The 19,639-nt window shown below is 29.3% G+C and carries 16 protein-coding genes and 1 other annotated feature; of the genes, 1 reads left to right on the forward strand and 15 read right to left on the reverse strand.

Translation table 11 applies throughout. The annotated features are described in order from the left end of the window. From ACWOA3_RS07780 to ACWOA3_RS07805, 6 genes are all read right to left on the reverse strand, one after another. Positions 1-1,182 (reverse strand): thioester-forming surface-anchored protein (locus tag ACWOA3_RS07780; protein WP_456885153.1); only part of this gene is annotated, 1,182 nt, incomplete at its 3' end. 747 nt (positions 1,183-1,929) lie between these two features. Continuing rightward, positions 1,930-4,224 carry a protein translocase subunit SecD gene (gene secD / locus ACWOA3_RS07785; protein ID WP_456885155.1) on the reverse strand — a complete coding sequence of 765 codons (2,295 nt, stop codon included), beginning with the start codon at positions 4,222-4,224 and terminating at the stop codon, positions 1,930-1,932. A gap of 137 nt (positions 4,225-4,361) precedes the next feature. Beyond that, positions 4,362-5,195, reverse strand: coding sequence for a Cof-type HAD-IIB family hydrolase (locus ACWOA3_RS07790; protein ID WP_271965641.1), 834 nt, complete (start codon positions 5,193-5,195; stop codon positions 4,362-4,364). Beyond that, positions 5,195-5,629, reverse strand: a complete 435-nt coding sequence (locus ACWOA3_RS07795; RefSeq protein WP_271965640.1) for a GtrA family protein — start codon at positions 5,627-5,629, stop codon at positions 5,195-5,197. Before ACWOA3_RS07795 ends, ACWOA3_RS07790 begins: the two co-directional genes overlap by 1 nt. Before the next feature lie 418 nt (positions 5,630-6,047). Next, a complete protein-coding gene (locus ACWOA3_RS07800; RefSeq protein ID WP_456885158.1) occupies positions 6,048-7,613 on the reverse strand; it encodes a peptide chain release factor 3 in 1,566 nt (521 codons plus the stop codon). Between the two features lie 20 nt (positions 7,614-7,633). Further along, positions 7,634-9,130, reverse strand: coding sequence for a UDP-N-acetylmuramoyl-L-alanyl-D-glutamate--2,6-diaminopimelate ligase (locus ACWOA3_RS07805; protein ID WP_456885160.1), 1,497 nt, complete (start codon positions 9,128-9,130; stop codon positions 7,634-7,636). A 236-nt stretch (positions 9,131-9,366) separates the two neighbouring features. Between ACWOA3_RS07805 and ACWOA3_RS07810 the strand changes: the two genes are divergently transcribed. Further along, positions 9,367-10,530: a class I SAM-dependent methyltransferase gene (locus ACWOA3_RS07810; protein WP_456885161.1), complete on the forward strand. Its 1,164-nt coding sequence runs from the start codon at positions 9,367-9,369 to the stop codon at positions 10,528-10,530. A 52-nt stretch (positions 10,531-10,582) separates the two neighbouring features. Here ACWOA3_RS07810 and brnQ read toward each other — a convergent pair whose 3' ends face one another. From brnQ to ACWOA3_RS07855, 9 genes are all read right to left on the reverse strand, one after another. Next, complete coding sequence (gene brnQ, locus ACWOA3_RS07815; RefSeq protein ID WP_456885163.1) at positions 10,583-11,914, reverse strand: branched-chain amino acid transport system II carrier protein; 1,332 nt, start codon at positions 11,912-11,914, stop codon at positions 10,583-10,585. 160 nt (positions 11,915-12,074) lie between these two features. Next, the gene (locus ACWOA3_RS07820; protein ID WP_442566480.1) at positions 12,075-13,376 is read right to left on the reverse strand and encodes a solute carrier family 23 protein; all 1,302 of its coding nucleotides are present in this window, start codon (positions 13,374-13,376) and stop codon (positions 12,075-12,077) included. A 306-nt stretch (positions 13,377-13,682) separates the two neighbouring features. Beyond that, entirely contained in the window at positions 13,683-13,952 is a 270-nt protein-coding gene (locus ACWOA3_RS07825) for a hypothetical protein (protein WP_442566479.1), read from the reverse strand. 180 nt (positions 13,953-14,132) lie between these two features. Then, the gene (locus ACWOA3_RS07830) at positions 14,133-14,852 is read right to left on the reverse strand and encodes an amino acid ABC transporter ATP-binding protein (protein WP_003145803.1); all 720 of its coding nucleotides are present in this window, start codon (positions 14,850-14,852) and stop codon (positions 14,133-14,135) included. A 9-nt stretch (positions 14,853-14,861) separates the two neighbouring features. Beyond that, complete coding sequence (locus tag ACWOA3_RS07835; RefSeq protein ID WP_003145802.1) at positions 14,862-15,503, reverse strand: amino acid ABC transporter permease; 642 nt, start codon at positions 15,501-15,503, stop codon at positions 14,862-14,864. A gap of 19 nt (positions 15,504-15,522) precedes the next feature. Continuing rightward, positions 15,523-16,344, reverse strand: a complete 822-nt coding sequence (locus tag ACWOA3_RS07840; protein ID WP_442566478.1) for a transporter substrate-binding domain-containing protein — start codon at positions 16,342-16,344, stop codon at positions 15,523-15,525. A gap of 216 nt (positions 16,345-16,560) precedes the next feature. Then, positions 16,561-16,756, reverse strand: a binding site (T-box leader). A gap of 53 nt (positions 16,757-16,809) precedes the next feature. Further along, positions 16,810-17,385, reverse strand: a complete 576-nt coding sequence (locus ACWOA3_RS07845; RefSeq protein ID WP_003145799.1) for an MptD family putative ECF transporter S component — start codon at positions 17,383-17,385, stop codon at positions 16,810-16,812. A 3-nt stretch (positions 17,386-17,388) separates the two neighbouring features. Continuing rightward, complete coding sequence (locus tag ACWOA3_RS07850) at positions 17,389-18,789, reverse strand: ABC transporter ATP-binding protein (protein ID WP_456885167.1); 1,401 nt, start codon at positions 18,787-18,789, stop codon at positions 17,389-17,391. Continuing rightward, the gene (locus ACWOA3_RS07855) at positions 18,789-19,469 is read right to left on the reverse strand and encodes an energy-coupling factor transporter transmembrane component T (RefSeq protein ID WP_456885169.1); all 681 of its coding nucleotides are present in this window, start codon (positions 19,467-19,469) and stop codon (positions 18,789-18,791) included. The genes ACWOA3_RS07850 and ACWOA3_RS07855 overlap by 1 nt, the downstream gene beginning before the upstream one ends. Positions 19,470-19,639: the final 170 nt, after the last annotated feature.

Here is a 19,639-nt window from a genome sequence, read left to right on the forward strand (position 1 = left end):
AGTTGCTGTATCTTCACCAAATTCAACAAGATTGTTCTCTGTTGTTTCTTCTATCGTTCTACTATCTTCTCCCTCTTCTTGTTTCTTTGGATTTTCTCCAGTAATATGTTCAGTTGCTGTATCTTCAATAAATTCAATAAAATCTCCTCCTATTGATATCTCTACATCATTATAATTAATCGATGGTTTTATATAAGTATTTGTAACAGTTAATTCATTTTCTTTTTTTACATAGTCTTTTAATTGTAATGATTCTCCGGTCTCATCTACTTCTTTTACTGAATATATAAATTTCTCTCCCTTTGAGTTAGTTGCAGGTAACATTTCCCATGTAACTGTTGTCTCTTTATCCTTTTTACTATCAACTTTTTTTAACTCCGCTTCATTTACAGCTTCTTCAGTTCCACCCTCTATATGTCTAAATAACTTTAAATATATAATAGGTTTCTCATCTGGCGCATCTATCCAAATTTTCTTTGCACTAATATTTTTTTTTGAAATTGGTTTTAAAGGTGTCGCTTGAATATTTTCTACTACCGGCTCTACGCTAATTACAGCTTGATAACTCTCATCTTGTGGTACAAATATATCAAATTTAGTATTTGTATACTTATCTAAATCTTTATTATCAATTAATTTTAAGTATGCAGTTTTCATAGCAGTTGCATTTTTTCCAGAATAATTTTTATCTACTGGAGCAGTTGCTTCTGTAAAATACCACACCGCATCTTGTGTAACTTCAATTTTTTCTTGTTCTGACAATTCATTTAAATAACCATTTTTATTAATTGGGTATCCTTCAGTTACTACTTTAGCTATTTGTTTTCTCAAATTTGTTAATTCTGGTTTATTGTGTTCATATTTCGATGCATATTGTTTTAACGTTTCTTCATCACTACTCTGTAACTTTTTATATAATTTCTTTGATGATAGCTTTGTTGGTGGAAAATGTTTCGTTAATTGAAAACAATACCCTTGATAAACTCTCCCTGCTCCCCCTAGTTCAGCTATCTCTAATTTGTGGCTACCTCCTTCAATTGTACTTCCATTATCATAAATTTCATATTTATACTCATCTTGTAATCCTGTGTTCTCTACAGCAAATGATTTATTCGCTACTAGAAATGTTAGTGTAAAAATACAAACTAAGCTAGTTAGTAGTATATTTCGTATTCTACTCAATTAAAATACCTCCTAATTTTTATGTTTCCCCTATTTAATCAGCTACTTTATTTACTCCTCTATTAAACTACTTAATTTATCTTTTATATTTATAATAACAAACAGTTGTTATTTAATCATTAGATACCTCCTTAACTACAAAATGAGAAAGAAAACATGTAGGTTTAACTACTGTTACTTTCTCTTTAAAATATTCTATATACATGAAAAATATATACGGTGAAATGATTTTATTTTCATTTCACAAACAAGCATACACTATCAATATGAAATAAATATGAATTGTATATGAAATATAAAACCAAATACATTAGTTCTAATTTATTTATCTAATGTAATATATTCATTTTTCTACTAAATAATTATAATCAAATTTTCAGCATTATATTTACATTCATACTCATTATTTTAATGTTAATTTTAAAATTTTTAATATTATCTTTCTCTAAAAAATAAAGAAAGAGAGAGTATTCTATAGTTTCTAAAATCTCTCTCTTTAAGAAAACCAGGTTGAAAGGATATTGTATATCCTGCTTTGTTTCGTTATTATTTAATTTTCATCAATTAGTCTTTACTTAATATTTAATTTTATTCTGATAGGAAAAAACAATTTTTATCAACCTTAGAAAGTAACCAACACTATTACTTTCTAAAATTAGTATACAAACTTAATATGAAATAATTATGAAACTAAAAAAAAAAAATAAGACCCAAAACTAAGTTTCCTTAATTTTGAGTCTATAAATTCTATACTAAAACTTTGTCGTTTTCTTTTCTCTCTCTAGGAGATTGACGAACACTAACTTCGATTTTTCCTTTTTTGTTTAATTCACGAACTTTTAATACTGCCCATAGTTGAGCTGCGATAAATAGTGATGAATATAATCCAAAGACTAAACCGATAAGTAATGCTACGTTGAATGAGTAGATTGAACTACTTCCTAGTAATAACATAACTACTACTGTGATTATAACTGTTAATACCGTATTGATAGAACGAGTTAATGTTTGTCTTAATGATACGTCTACAAGTTTATAAATTTGTTCTTTTGATTTCAATACTTTTTCATGACGCATATGTTCACGAATACGGTCGAATGTAACGATAGTATCGTTGATTGAGTAACCTACAATCGTTAATACCGCTGCGATGAATGTAATATCTACTTCTAGTCTTAATAAACTTGTTATGAAGATAATTATACATACGTCGTGTAGTAAGGCGATAACACTTGTAAGTCCCATACGCCATTCGAATCTGAATGCCACATAGATAATGATACCTATTGATGCATACATCAATGCGAATAATGCATTCTTAGCTAACTCTTTACCTATTACTGGAGATACAACACTTAGGTTAGCATCTTTTTCATATTTTTTAGCAAAGTATTCTTTTATTTCGATTGATTTTTCTTGTCCAAAACTCTCTTTAGAGTGAATTGTCGCTTGTTTTTTATCTGGTGATAAAACTATTTTTTCATCTTTTACTTTTAGATTGTTTAAATCTTCCTGAACTTTATCTACTGATAATTCAGTGTTAGCAGCTACGTCTATACGAGTACCACTAGAGAAGTCAATTCCTAGGTTAAGTTTATTCATTCCTAGAGAAATAGATCCTGCAATCATAATTGCAATACTTAAAGCGAAGAATTTCTTCATGTGCTTAGTAAAGCTTAACCATTCAAATTTTGTACTTAAGTTAAGTGAGTTAATACCAAACTTAGTTTCATGAATACTCTTCTTACTTACACCGAAGTACCCTGGGTGATTATTAAAGATGTTAGAGTTTACTAATAAACTTAGTAATAATCTAGTACCAAATACCGCAGTTATAAAGCTGACAAGAATTGATAGTAATAACATTGTCGCGAAACCTTTAACACTACTTGTACCAAAGATGAATAGTACTACTGCAGCGATAACTGTCGTAAATTGCGAGTCAAAGATTGTCCATAATGATTGTTTAGCACCGTCTAAGTATGCTTTTTTCAATGGATATCCCGCACGTACTTCTTCTTTAATTCTTTCGTACATGATGATATTGGCATCGACCGCCATACCAACCCCAAGAATTAAGGCTGCGATACCAGGAAGTGTTAGCACCCCTGAAATCATGTTGAAGAACACTACTGTGATATACACGTATGCAACCATCATTACACTCGCTACAAATCCAGGTACACGATAAATAACTAACATGAATAAACAGATAATAGCTAATGCGATAGCCCCTGCGTATACTGTTTGATTTAACGCATCGGCACCGAATTGAGCACCTACTGAGTTAGAGTAAATTTCTGTTAATTTAACTGGTAAAGCACCTGAGTTTAATAAAGCTGCCATTTCTTTAGCTTCTTTTACAGTAAAGTTACCAGTGATTTGAACATCTTTAGAGTTAATAGTTTGTGCTACTTGTGGTGCAGAAACATATTTAGGTTTCTCTTTAGCAGCTTCAGCTTTGAATGAGTCTCCTTCATTGAAATCCATCCAAATAACCATTAAGTTTTGACCTTGACCACGCTTACTGATTTCTGAAGTAATATTACCGAATTTATCAGCATCTTTTAACTTCAAGTTAACATCTGGCTTGTTATTTTGATCAAATCCTTGAGAAGCTCCATTTTCTTGTAAATCAGATCCATCTAAAAGAACTTTATCATCAATATCACGAATAGTAAGATTCGCTTGTGTTGATAATACTTTACGAGCTGATTCTTGATCTTTTACACCTGCAAGCTCAACACGAATTCTATTTCCTGATTCAACAGTAATAACCGGCTCACTTACCCCAAGAATGTTAATACGTCTACTAATAGTGTCCGCAGTTGCTTTAACAGCCGCTTCATCTATAGTTTGACCTTCTTTAAGAGGTTCTACTTGGTATAGTACCTCAAATCCTCCTTGAAGATCCAGTCCAAGATTTACTTTTTCTGCATTAGATTTTGAAGTTAACCCTATTGAAGTAAGGATAATAACTACTAATGACAAGAAGGCAAGTATTCTACTGAACTTTTTCTTCTCATTTCTTCTTCCTCTCATGAAAGTTCTCCTTTATTTTATTTTTCATTGTACAATTTATAGTAATCAAATATAAAATTATTTATATGTAAATCGCTATATAGGTAATTAATACGCTACCTTCTAATTTATCAAATTTTCGCTAAGTTATCAAGTATTTATTTAATTTTTTTATAATAATCTTCTACATATTTAATGACAGAAAAATCATTATTGTTTCCGATAACTTCATCGCACATATTTTGAATCTCTTCTTTTGCATTGCTTGGACAAACACTCCATCCTGCTACATCGAACATTTCTTTGTCGTTAAAATTGTCACCAAATACTACACAATCTTCAATCGGAGATTTGTAATATTCGGCTAGTTTTTCAATTGCAGTACCTTTGTTACATCCTTTCGGCATGATATCAAAGAAATTAGTCGCTGAAAATGTTCCATCAACTTCTAACACTTCACTAACCTTGTTAAAGAAATTCACCACTTTATCATGATCTTTCGCAATCATCATAATTTTTTGGCAATCTTCATTGTTTTTCTTAAGTTCCCCAATGATGTCTTCGTGAATATACATCGGTGTTTTTAATTCCTCAGGCATATCCGCCTCTATACGTTTCATACGTGCCATGCTAAATGATAAATGTGTACAGTATATATAGTTTAACGTATAAACATGAAATTCTATCTCATCATCGTTTAATTCTTTAAACATACTGTATATTTTTTCTATTTCTTCCATTTTAAAGCTTTTTTGATATACTATTTCACCTGTTAATAGATTTCTAATTAAACTTCCATTGTTAGAAATAACTACATCGTTCATCCCTAAGTTGTGATAATAATGTTTTACAGCAATATCAGGTCTTCCTGTGGCAATTATGAATTTACTTCCTTTATCTTGCAGTTTGACAATCACATCTTTCGCATTAGGTGCAACTTCTTTTTTATCATTCAAGAACGTTCCATCCATATCAGTAATAAACCATTTCATTAGTTATTTTTCTCCTTTGTGAAAACTAAAAATTTACTAATTACATAATTAGCAACAAGTACTACGAATTGAATAATAAATTTACTTAAATATGCGTTCATTCCTAGGTAAATAAATAACTCAACTCCGAATACTTCTATAACAAGTGTAGATAATCTAGCTGTGAAGAATTTTGTAAGTTCATATAGAACTTTCTTAAATCCAGCAGCCTTAGAGTTAAATACGTATTTAGCATTAACAAAATATGCGAATAAAATAGATAATGTTATAGATATTAAATTTGCTGGTCTAACTTCCATCCCATAGTAATACAAAATAAAATATGTAACTACATTTACAAGTGTCGTACAAACTCCAAAGAATATGTAATTCACTATACTCTTGTATTTAGGTTCTTTGTAAAGATCCAGCATTTTATTTATTAATTTTCTCATGCTATCCTCTTTATATTAAAATTTTGCCAACACTTAATTATATACCTATCAGAAGTTTTTTTCAAATTTTTACATGTTAATCTCTAATTCAAGTTAGAATTGACTTATAAATTTTTTAGTAATTCAATTTTATACCATTTTTCTTTGACTAAATGCTAAAAAGAGAGGTTTTTCAACCTCTCTTCTGTCTTTAAACTTTCACCTTTAGTATATAGGTAGTGAGACACCTTCTTTAAACTTTCACCTTTGGTATATAGGTAGTGAGACACCTTCTTAAACTTTCACCTTTGGTATATAGGTAGTGAGACACCTTCTTTATATTCTCAGTATATCAATTAATCTATTAGCTGTCAATAAAATTAACTAGTTTTAAATAAATTTGAAACTTCTAATTTATACACAACTTATTTTATTTAACCTACAGTTTACTAAAAAGTTTCACTTCTGGGTATTTATCGCTGAACCAGTTCATCGCGAAGTCATTTTCGAATAAGAATACGTAGTTATCATATAAGTCTTTAACTAAAATACTTCTTGAACTTGACATGTTCTCATTGATTGAATCTTCATTTTCAATCCAACGAGTAGTTTTTTGTCCGATACGTTCCATTATAACTTCTGTATTATATTCATTTTTCATACGGTGTTCAAACACTTCAAATTGTAGTTGACCTACTGCTCCTAAGATAATTTGATTCGTATGTAATGTTTTATAATATTGAATAGCTCCTTCTTGTACTAGTTGCTCTACACCTTTATGGAAGTGTTTTTGTTTAAGTACGTTTTTAGCTGAAACTTTTACGAAAATTTCCGGTGTAAATGAAGGTAGTGCTTCAAATTCAACTTTTTTATTTTGATATAAAGTGTCACCGATTTGATAATTTCCACTATCGTAAAGACCGATAATATCTCCTGCATAAGCTACATCAACTGTAGCCTTATCATCTGCCATGAAGTTAGTTGAACGTGAAATTTTTAATTTTTTCCCAGTTCTTGCTAAGTTTACATCCATACCACGGTTGAATTCACCTGAACATACACGTAAGAATGCAATTCTATCACGGTGTTTAGGGTCCATATTAGCTTGGATTTTGAAGATAAATCCTGAGAAGTCCTCTCCTGTTGGTTGAATATCTTCTTCATTAACTCCTTGACGACCTTTTGGTGTTGGAGCATTGTCTACATAATAATTTAAGAAACTTTCTACTCCAAATGATGATAATGCTGATCCGAAAAATACTGGCGTTTGTTCACCTTTTAGTTGTTTTTCATAATCATAATCAACACCCGCTTCAGTAATAAGAATCATATCTTCTACACATTTTTGATACATAGTATCTTGAGCAAGTGGATTATCATCAACGATATTATACTCTTCATCTAATTCTACGAAATCACTATCTTCATTGAATGGTTCAATAAAATGATTTTTTCTATCCATAATTCCGAAGAAGTTTTGTCCCATACCTACTGGTAAGTTCATTGGATATGTTTCAATTTCTAATTTATCTTCAATCTCAGCTAATAATTCTAGTGGATCTTTAATTTCACGGTCAACTTTGTTGATGAATGTGAAGATTGGAATTCCACGCATACGACATACTTTGAAAAGTTTTAATGTCTGTGCTTCAATACCTTTTGCTCCATCGATTACCATCACTGCACTGTCAACAGCCATAAGTGTACGATATGTATCTTCTGAGAAATCTTCGTGACCTGGAGTATCTAGGATATTGATAATTTTGTTATCATAGTCAAGTTGCATTACTGAAGATGTTACAGAGATACCACGTTGCTTCTCTATATCCATCCAGTCACTTTTTGCATATTTTCCTGTTTTCTTACCTTTTACCGTCCCTGCTTCACGAATTGCTCCACCGAATAAAAGTAATTTTTCTGTTAATGTAGTTTTACCAGCATCGGGGTGAGAGATAATGGCAAACGTTCTTCTTTTTTCTACTTGTTCTCTAATTTTTTCTACCACGTTATTTTCCTTTCAATTTTTTATTTTATATTAAATTTCTTTTTCGCTTCTTCTACAGCAACGATTGGATCTGAATGCCAAACTTTTTTACCACCTTGAAGAATCTCATAATCTTCACGCCCTTTTGAAGCTAAGATTACTACGTCTCCTGGTTTTGATAATTCAATTATACGTTTAACCGCATCTGTTCTGAACCATACTTTTTCATAATTTTTATGAGTCATACCTTTTTCAATTGATCCCATAAGAACTTCTACATCTTCATCACGTGGGCTATCTGTAGTAATAACAACATAATCCGCTTCTGAGATAATTTCTCCAATTAATGGTCCTTTTGAAATATCTCGTCCTCCACCCATTCCTGTTACCAGAAGGGTACGTTTTCCTTTTCTTATTTCACGAGTTGCTTCTAATAATTTTTCATAACCATCTGGAGTATGAGCAAAGTCACTGATTATATCTATCGGTAAATCATCACCTAAAATTTCCATACGGCCGTATAAAGCTCCTAGTTTTGGTAATATATTAACTAGTTGCTCTACACTATATCCTTTTACCCAAACAGCACTAAGTGCAGCAAGAACATTACTTACCATAAAGTCTCCAATATAATTAGTAGTACATTCAAAAGTACCTTCTGGAGATTTTAGTGTGAAACTTGTTTTATAGATTTTATCTTCTTTATATTGTTTAATATTATATGCATAAAAATCAGCAGTTTCATCTTTGATAGAATAATTAATTTCTTGTTGATATAAGCATTTAGAAATGATTTTATAATAACTATCATCTTTGTTCAACACACCAAACTTCGCTTCTGATAGATTATTTCCTAATGTTGAGAATAATAAACTCTTATCATAAGCATAAGTTTGCATATCCCCATGAAAATCTAAATGTTCATGAGTTAAGTTCGTAAATATTGCTACATCGATATCCACATTATAAATACGCCCTAAAGCCATTGCATGCGATGATGCTTCGAATGCAAGATTCTTGATATTTTCATGACGTAACTCTCCGATTTGATTATGTAATGTTACTACATCAGGAGTTGTATTACCAAAATAAATCGGTTCATCATCATTTTTACCAAAACCGTTTGTTCCAATATAAGCGCTACTTTCTCCTAGATTTCGTAGCATATTATGAACTAATGTAGAAATACTCGTCTTACCGTTTGTTCCTGTTACTGCAACTGTGTGAATATCAGCACCTTCATTAATCTTTTTAGCTATCATACTAGCAATTTTTTCAATTTCATGCTCTCTAACAACAAGAACAGCACAATTTTCTACATTATAATTTTCATAACGACTAGCTATTACTAAAGCCGCCCCTTGTTCAATAACTTTTTCTATAAAGTTGTGACCATCTACAGTATAACCTTTAATAGCGACAAATACATCCCCTTTTCCAATTTTTCGTGAATCTTGAGAAATGCTGTTAACACTATCTGGTAATTTTCCATAAATAGTTTTTATTTTTATATTATCAATAATATCTAAAATATTCATACTATCTACCTTTTTCTTATTTTCTAACTACTAAATTATACCACGCATACTAGTAATACTCAACCAACAACGGTAATTATTTTATTTTCACTAGTAATATTGATAATCTTTTTTTCTTTATTATTTAACGAATTTCTGTCGACGATTGACTTTATATTTCAGTTATGTTGATAATTAATAAAATCTAGTGTAATATATATAAGAAATCATTATTAAAGAAACTTTAAGGAGCGACGATGGAACACGAAATTATTTCCGAAATATTAGGTCATATAGCTAATAACAATATTAATAAAATAACTTTTTCAAATATTCGTAATAAAGAATTAGAACTTGATAAAGTCATTGGTAAATTAGTTAATATTAAAAACTGTATTAATCTACAATTAGAATATCGTTATAAAAGAATAATAAAACATACGAACCTTGTTACCACTGATTCTGAAAGTATCGAAAAAGTCATTATTGAACTTTTCGAATTAGCAAAAGACATAAATGTAGTTACTGTTGATGAAAATATAAATATTAAAGTATCTAAAAAGTTCAAAATTAGTGTGAATAGAAAAAAAACAACTGCCAAAGCTGTCTCATTCGATCACAATAAGAAAAAAGAATATTTCCTAGACGAAAAACAAAAATATGACTTTTTAATCGAACTAGGTATACAAAATAAAGATGGTAAAGTTGTTAAAAGTAAGTACAATAAATTTAAACAAATAAACAAATACCTTGAATTTATTAAACAAGCTACTACTCAGTTAAATTCTAATAAGCAAATCACAATTTTAGATTTTGGTAGTGGTAAGAGCTATTTAACATTCTCTACCTATTACTATTTAACTGAAGTTTTAAAAATGAATGTTAAAATCATTGGAATAGATCTAAAAAAAGAGGTCATTGAACACTGTAATAATATAGCTGAAAAACTTAATTTCAAAAATCTAAGTTTCATTTACGGTGATGTAATTGATTACGAGAATAAAGATGAGATAGATATGGTTATTAGTCTGCATGCATGTAATACCGCAACGGATATAGCTATACTAAAAGCTCTAGGTTGGAAGGCAAAAGTATTCTTCGCTGTACCATGTTGTCAAAAGGAAGTTAATGGACAACTTAACTCTGATTTCCTTCCATTCATGCTAAAACATGGAATTGTTAAAGAAAAATTCTCCACTCTTCTTACTGATTCAGTACGTAGTGAAGTTCTAGAAGCATTTGGATATAAATCTGATATAGTCGAGTTTATTTCATCAGAAAATACACCAAAAAATCAACTTATCCGTGCTTATAAAATATCGGATAATATTAATAAAGATAAAATTATTAATCTTGAGAAATTCACTTCATCATTAAATGTGAAGATGTTCTTACTAGAAGAAGTAAACAAACTTATATAAAAATAAAGCATTAGCTCTTGATTGCGAGCTAATGCTTTTAATATTCGTAAAATTACAGTTCACTAAAGTCGTATACTTTACCTTTTTGTCTATTTGGTAATACCGCTGCAATTACTAAACAAACTAATGCAGGTACTAGCCATTCTAAACTTTGTGCTGATAATGGCAGTTTTGCGATTAAGTTACTGAATGAAGCAACTTTTAATTGACTTCCAATTACAGAAACAATAGAGATTAATGTCACTACTGCCATAGTTAGTTGCATTCCTAATTTTGATAGTGCAACGTATTTGTTAACAATAACGATTAATACTAAAGCTATTGTAATTGGGTATAAGAATAATAGCATTGGTACTGAGAATTGAATAACACTTTGTAATCCTACATTTGCAATTGCAAAACCTACAATTGTGAAGATAACAGCATAAACTTTGTATGAAAGTTGTGGGAATTTTTCGTTAAAGAATTCTGAAGTCGCAACGATTAATCCTACTGTTGTAGTGAAACATGTAAGAATTACCATAATTCCTAAGAAGACACTTCCGTATGTTCCAAAAATTAAACGAGCTGATTCAGATAGTACGTATGCCCCTTTGTTAACTTTAGCATTAGCTAATACTTCTGCAGGTACTGCAAATCTATTACCTAATAATCCAAGTCCAACATATAGAATACTAAATCCAATTCCTGTTGCAATACCAGCAATCCATACACTAGATAAAAATTCTTTTTTATCTTTAAATCCTAATTGTTTTAATGCACTCATCGCGATGATACAGAACGCTACTGAAGCTAGAGCGTCAAGAGTATTATAACCTTCGATAAATCCAGTACCGAATGCTAATCCACTAGTTGCATATGTTTTAGCTGCTTCTCCTGTCGAATTAAACTTAGATACACCAAGAATTACTAAAACTACAATTAATAAAGCAAAGATAGGTGTTAATACTTTCCCTACACTATTTAAAATCTTAGTTGGGTTTACTGCTAATAAAAACGCACATAAGAAATAAATTACCGTAAAAATTAATAACCATGGTAACTTACTTTCAGCTACAACTGGAGCTACACCAATATCAAATGCAGTAGCTGCAGTTCTTGGGATTGCAAAAAGCGGTCCAATTGATAAATAAAGTAAAACTAAGTATGTTGTTGAGAATAGTGGAGAAATTTTTTCATCCATTTCTGCCCCATAACCATTCGGATTAAGTGCACCTACGATAAGTGTAACGATAGCGATACCTACTCCAGATACAACAAATCCTAAAATTGCTGGCCAAAAGTTTCCTCCTGCACTTACTCCAAGTGTTGGTGGAAAGATTAGGTTTCCAGCACCAAAAAAGATACCAAATAATAACAATCCAGTTAATAAACCTTTTTTCATATAAAATATTTTCCTTTCTTAATTTTTAATAGTATTATTATAATACTATACCTTTTTAAAAAAGGCAAATACTTTTTAAATAATAATATAGCGTTTTCAGATAATAATGCGTATAAATTTGAAAACGGATTCGAAATTAAATTTCAAATCCGTTTTTTTATTATATATGTAACCAAAGAAGTTGGATAACAAATAATACTGCAAAAAGATACATTAATGGGTGAATATCTTTCCATTGTTTTTTAGATAGTTTTAATACTACATAGAATATAAATCCAAATGCGATACCATCATTAATAGATCCAGTTAAAGGAATACCAATAATAGTAACAAATGCTGGGAATGCTTCTGTTATATCATTCCATTCTATCTTCGCAATACTTTCCATCATAAATGATCCAATGATAATTAACGCTGGAGAAGTAATCGCTGGAACTGCTGCTAAGCTACTTGCAAGCGGGAATAAGAAAATTGATATTACCACAAAGAAACTAGTAGATAATGCAGTAAGACCTGTACGACCTCCATTTGCTACCCCTGCTGATGATTCAATATAAGCTGATGTTGGTGTACTACCAAATAACGATGCAGCTAATGTCGCGAATGAATCAGCTAATAATGCTTCTTTTGCTCTTTCCATTCTTCCATTTTTTACTAATCCTGCTTGAGTAGTTACTGCTACCATTGTTCCTGTAGTATCAAAAAGTGTAACCATTAGGAATGTAAATACTATTCCATATAATCCTAATTGTAAAGCATTAATACTTTCAGTAGCTGGATTATAAAGAAGGCTTAAATCCATGTGAGGAATACCAAATACTTTTTCTACTTTTAACATTCCTGTAAAGTAAGAAATAATAGCAATAATTGCCATACCAATGAATATTGCTCCTTTAATCTCTAGGGCTAGAAGCACTAAAATAATAAAGATACCTAAAATTGTCATGTAAGCCACTGGATTTTTTAAATCACCTAGTGAAAGGATTGTATGTGGATTTGCAACAATTAAAGCTGAGTTTTTCAGTCCTAAAAACGCGATAAATAGACCAATCGCAGCTGAAATACCGTATTTTAAATTATTCGGAATAGAATCAATTAAACTCTCACGAAACTTAGTTGCTGATAAAATTACAAAAATTACAGCTCCTATAAAACATGTTGCTAATAATGTTTTATAATTATATCCTGATGTAGCTGCTAATGTTGAAAAATATGAGTTTATTCCCATACCTGGTGCTACTACTATAGGATAGTTCGCTGCTAATGCCATAATCAGAGTACCTACTAAAATTGCAATGATAGTAGCTGTAAATACTCTATCTAATGGAATACCTGCTGCTGATAAAACAGCTGGATTTACTACTAAAATATAACTCATAGAGAAAAATGTTATTAAACCAGATACAACTTCTGTTCTAGCATTCGTATTATTTTCTCTTAATTTAAAAAGACGTTCTAACATATTTAGAAAATTCTCCTTAGTTTTTATTAATGCCGAAGCACATAAATAATAATATATGTTTTAAAATTAAAAGTCAAGAGTTTTTTTGATATAAAGTTCATATTCTATAGTTTATTTTATATTTTAATCGTTTTAATTAACGGAATAAATATTTCTAAAACATAAAATCAATTTGTTTACATAAATATATTTAAATAAATACGAACATTAACTTTTTTAAATCTATTAATGATTCGAGTTTAAATAAATAAACTTCTTTAAACATAATACTTAAAGAAACAGCATTTTGTTTAAAGAACTATTTTTTTATTCTTCATTTTCAGGGATAACTCCCATTAATTTCAATAATTTATCCCATTCTAATAATAACTGTAGGGTATATAGCATTAAAAATAGATATATCATCTTTGTAATTGGGAAATCTTGATAATCTAAAAAGAAAAATCTCAGAAAAATTACAAATATTAATGATACTGTACATATTTTAAAATGTTTTTCCCCCGGTACTTTTACATTAAAAAATATAAGGAATATAGGAATTAAGCTCCAGCTTGCAAAACTTTCTAACACAGTCATAATTTCTCATCCTTTAAAATAAATATCCTTAATAATTTAGAATAACTATATATAGGTATTATATCATAGAGTTAACATAAAATAAAACGTTATCATAAAGTTGGATACTAACCTTTTCTAATTTAACATATAAAAATATCACTAAGAAATACTCTTAATCTCTTAGTGATATTTTCTATATTATAATATTTTCGAGAAGAATTCTTTTGTTCTTTCTTCTTTTGGATTATCAAATATTTCTGATGGAGTTCCTTCTTCTAAAACTACTCCTCCATCCATAAATATTACTTTATCAGCAACTTCTTTTGCGAAGTTCATCTCATGAGTAACTATTAACATAGTTAATCCTTCTTCTGATAACTCCTTAATAACATCAAGTACTTCTTTTACCATTTCTGGATCTAACGCACTTGTTGGTTCATCAAATAGTAACACTTCTGGTGAGTTAGCTAAGGCACGTGCAATTGCAACACGTTGTTTTTGTCCACCCGAAAGGCTATTTGGATAAACATCTTTTTTATCTTCTAAACCAACTCTTTTTAATAACTCAATTGCTTTTTTCTCAATATTTTCAGCAGTGTCATCACCGAATGTTTTTGGAGCAAGTGTAATGTTTTCAAGTACACTCATATTTGGGAATAGGTTAAAGTTTTGGAATACCATTCCTACTTTTTTTCTATATTTATTAATATTTTGTTTAGTGATATCTTCACCATCGTATAAAATTTGTCCACTCGTTGGAGTTTCTAATAAGTTTACACAACGTAATGCTGTACTTTTTCCACTCCCACTTGAACCTAGAATTACAATTTTCTCCCCTTTTTCAACGTTGATATTTACACCTTTTAATACTTCTAATTTTCCGAATTTTTTATGTAAATCTTTTATTTGTAATAACAATTTTTTCACCTACTTCGTTAATTTTTTCTCTAAACGTTTTACTAATAATGATAATATTGATGTAATAATAAAATATATTGCAGCAGCTACTAAGTACGGTCCAAATGTTTGGTAAGTTGCATTTTTTACAGTGTTTGCTGTAAACATGATATCCGCTACCCCTACAAAGTAAACTATTGAAGATTCTTTTACTAATGAAATAAACTCATTACCTAAGGCTGGTAAACTATTTTTTAAAGCCTGTGGCAAAATAATTAATTTCATAGTTTGGAAATAACTAAGTCCTAATGAACGACCTGCTTCCATTTGACCTTTATCAATTGCTAAGATTCCAGAACGGAATATTTCACTAACATATGCTCCTGAGTTAATTGAAAGAGCAATTATCGCTGACATAAATGGTGTAAATGAAATCCCAATTTCCGGTAATGCAAAGTAGATAATCATAATTTGCACTAAAATTGGAGTATTTCTAATAACTTCTACATAAATTGCTGCTATTATATTAAGTACTTTAAACGTACTAATTTTTGCTAAACATATTACAATACCAAGTATTAATCCTACTAGTAAAGCTATAAGTGAAATTTTTAAAGTTGTTACCGTAGCTTCTAAATACGTTATGTAATAATTTGGAAGAAAATCAAACATTCTATTTTATACCTCTCTCTTATTCGCTTTGTGCAGCAATTTTAGCATATTTATCAAGTTCTTTTTCAAATGCTTTTTGATCTTGAATTTCTTTAATTACTGCATTTACTTGTTCTAATAATTCTTTATTACTATCATTTTTTCCTTTTTTGAATGCTATTGCCATACCTGTTGCTTCAGGATCGTTATCTGCAGTAAATGTACTAATTTTGATATCTGTATATTTATTCATTGCGATTTTCGCTACATCATCTGGAATTAATACTGCATCAATTTTTTTGTTTTTAAGATCTTGAAGTAAACTTGGTACATCAGTTAAAGCTTGGATATTTTTATCATCCATTTTTAATTGTTCTTTAGCATATGTTTCATATGTTGAACCTTTTTGAACACCGATTTTTTTGTTTTTAAGATCAGCTACAGATTTTATTTCTTCACTGTCTTTATTTACCACGAAAATACCTTTACTTGTGTAGTAAACATCTGAGAAATCAACTGCTTTTTTTCTTTCCTCAGTTGGGTTAACACCTGAAATTACCATATCAACTTTGTTTGCATTTAAAGCAGCGATTAATGAATCGAAAGCCATTTGTTGAATTTCAACTTGAACACCTAATTTTTTAGAAACTTGTTCTGCTAAGTAAATATCAGCACCTACTACTTTTTTATTTCCATTTTCTGTTGTTAGAAATTCATATGGTGGATAGTCAGGTGATACTCCTAGTACTATTTTATTTTTTTCTTTAACTTCTTGTAATTTATTTTTTGTACTGCTGCTTGAGCATGCTGTTAATGTTACGACTGTTATGATTGATGTAATGAATAATAATAATTTTTTCATTGTCTTGTCTCCTTTTTCTTTATTATATTATATTTTTTAGAAAAGAACTAATTATAAATAAAAAATCTCTTTGTAGCCAGTTATCTAGCTACAAAGAGACGAATTTTCGCGGTGCCACTCTTTTTGGTATACGAATACTAAGAAAATACAGTCCATGGTCAGTATTATGGTACGAAGATAAATAAAAAAGTCTTTTTATAATTTCCTAAGAAACTATAAAAAGACGAAATCATTTCCGCGTTGCCACTTTTCTTGGTATTTAATATACCCACTCAATCTCTTTAAGGCAGAGTTACCAATTATTTAATAATTGCCTAAAAAGTGCGTTCATCTAGAAAAATTACTAACCTCACACCAACGTTAGCTCGCTAAAAATTTTTTACCAAATTACTATTCTTTTCTAAGGTTTTGTTTTATTGTTAATTATTTTACACCTTTAGTATTTTCTTGTCAAGTGAAAAATTATTATTTTTGATATTTTTTCAAAATTTTTCTTGCAATCAATACACCTATACAACTTAACGTTATTATACATACTATACCTAAGATTAACCATGGTCCTGAACCATATTTTATTGAGGTATCCATTGCTTCAGCTGATTGACCTCTTGCTATCCAATCACTTCTGTATGAATCAGCAAAAAATATTATCGGTATCCATGCGCCACATGCACTTCCTATGTTTATCAAACTTAATGCTGCACATTGAGAAATAACATTATTATAACCAAATGTTTTTAATACAAAATCTGCTAAAAAGGCACCAGTAATCGAAGAGATCCACCATGGTAAATACGCTCCTCCCATTATTGAAAATATAATCATATGTATAATTATAAAAACAGTAAATATACCAAACTTTTTGTAATTATAGCATATATATACAAAGATTATTCCTGCTAATAGCCCCCATATCCCAGGTGATATGCTATGACCAAATGCACCCAAGAAGCTTGAGATAACCATTGCTATCATGTAAACTACTAATGACAATACTGTTGCCATTCCTAAAAAAATATAATCTTTTGTTTTTAATTTCATTTTTTATCCCTCCATATTTATAAAAATATTCTGAACTTCTGATTTACTTTCATTATCTAAATAAAAATCTTTTTTTATCGTCTTATTATCTAAGTATATTATTCTATTGCATGTTTTATATAAAAACTCTATATCATGTGTAGCTATTATTAGAGCATTTTCTTTGGATATATTTTTTAACACACTACTAACCTTTTCCATATTTATATAATCTAGACCACTTGTTGGTTCATCAAACATCAATAAATTTACATTAGATATTGCAGCTATAGAAATGAGTAACCTTTGTTTTTGACCTCCTGACAATTCAAAAGGAATTTTATCTTTAAATTTATTTAATCCCAATTCTTCTAATAGATTATTAATTTTATCATCCTCAACTCCTTCGTTTCCAAAACGTATTTCACTTAAAACTGATTCTGTAAAAAATTGATAATCCATATCTTGCATCACTAAAAAGGGTTTAACATTTCCTAAAATTTTTCCTTTAGTTGGATTTATTATATTGGTAAGCATCCTTAATAATGTTGTTTTCCCTGCACCATTTCTTCCAATCAAACCGATCACATCACCTTTATTTATAGGTGTTGAAATTTGCATTAATATATCTCCATAACTTACATTATCAATCTGCAGTAGTAAGTCATTATTTTTTGAGCTAATATTTTCTAGCTGTAAATTAAATACATCTAGAGTTCTTAAAGGAAAATCAGTGGTGATTTTCAAATCATCAACTGTTATTTCCTTAATCATACCTTTATTTACAATTAAAACCTTATCTATTAATTTTTGAATATAATGTATTCTATGCTCTGCAATAATTATTGTATAACCTTTATTTTTCAGTTTTTCAATTAATATTGTTAATTTCTTTGTCATGCGAAAATCTAAGTTAGATGATGGTTCATCTAATATTATTACTCTCGGTATTAATGTTAAACTACACCCAATCGCTATTTTTTGACGCTCCCCACTAGAAATATACAAAATATTCTTATCAACAATTTCTTCCAGTTCTAATAATTCAACAACTGCATTATACCTTTTTTTCATTTCATCTAGAGAAATTCCAAAATTTTCCATAGCAAATACAAGTTCACTCGTTGTGTTTGTAGTAAAAAAATGTCCTCTTGGATCTTGGCTAACATAACCAATATCTTTTGCTATATCATATGTTTTTATACTTTCTAAAGAAGTGTTATTATAATATATTTTCCCAGTTAATTCTCCTTCATATAATGCTGGTATAAGCCCATTCATTAAATGAACAATAGTTGACTTCCCACTTCCAGATATTCCTGTTAATAAAACACACTCACCCTCATTAATTTTAAAACTCACATTATTTAACACCTTCTCTTCTGAATTCTTATAAGTAAAAGACACTTTTCTAAATTCTAACATTATTTAATGCCCCCTATTAATAGAAATACAAAAATTATAAAGACAATAATTAAGAAAATATAATCAATTATTCTCATTCTCACATTATAAAATGATGTCCTTCTCATTGGTGACTCTACCCCTTTTGTCATAGCTGTTGCTGTCATTTCTTCAGCAATAAGATTCATCCTCATTAAAACTGGAACTAGCCAATACTCTAAAAATTTTAGAGGTTCTGTAATTTTTAAATTAATATTTCTCATCTTTAATGACTCTCTAATCATTCTAATTTCCAATTTATATGTTGGGAAAAATCTTAAAGCTACTGTAATACTTAACATAATTTTTTTGGGTAAATGAATTTGTTCAAATGCAGATAATAATTCATTACTTTTTATGTCTTTTACTAAAATATAAGCAATCATCATAACCGGTGTCATTCTGAGGATAATGTAAACTAATGTTCCAAATAAATCTGCAATCCAAATTATATTACTAATTGATATTAAATATGCTAGTATTGAAAAAGATATATACCAAATTATAAATTTTAATATTTGTAAATAGCGTTTGTATATAGATAAAATTACAATTGCAATCAATAGACAAATAGTTTCATAAATTATACCTTTCCCTAAAAAGATAACTACTGGAAATAAAATGTTTAATATTACCAGCGTTAATGGATTTAACTTTATCATTGTACCCTCCTTACTTTTCTACTTATATTTATTTTATCAATAATAATTATCAATGTCAATTACTGTTGAAATATCTCTTTTTACATTTGCGAATTATTTGCAAAATCTTAATATAATTACCAACAAATTCACAATATTATATAAAAAAGCTCAAGAATATAATATGTTAT

The sequence above is a fragment of the Gemella taiwanensis genome (assembly GCF_054054385.1).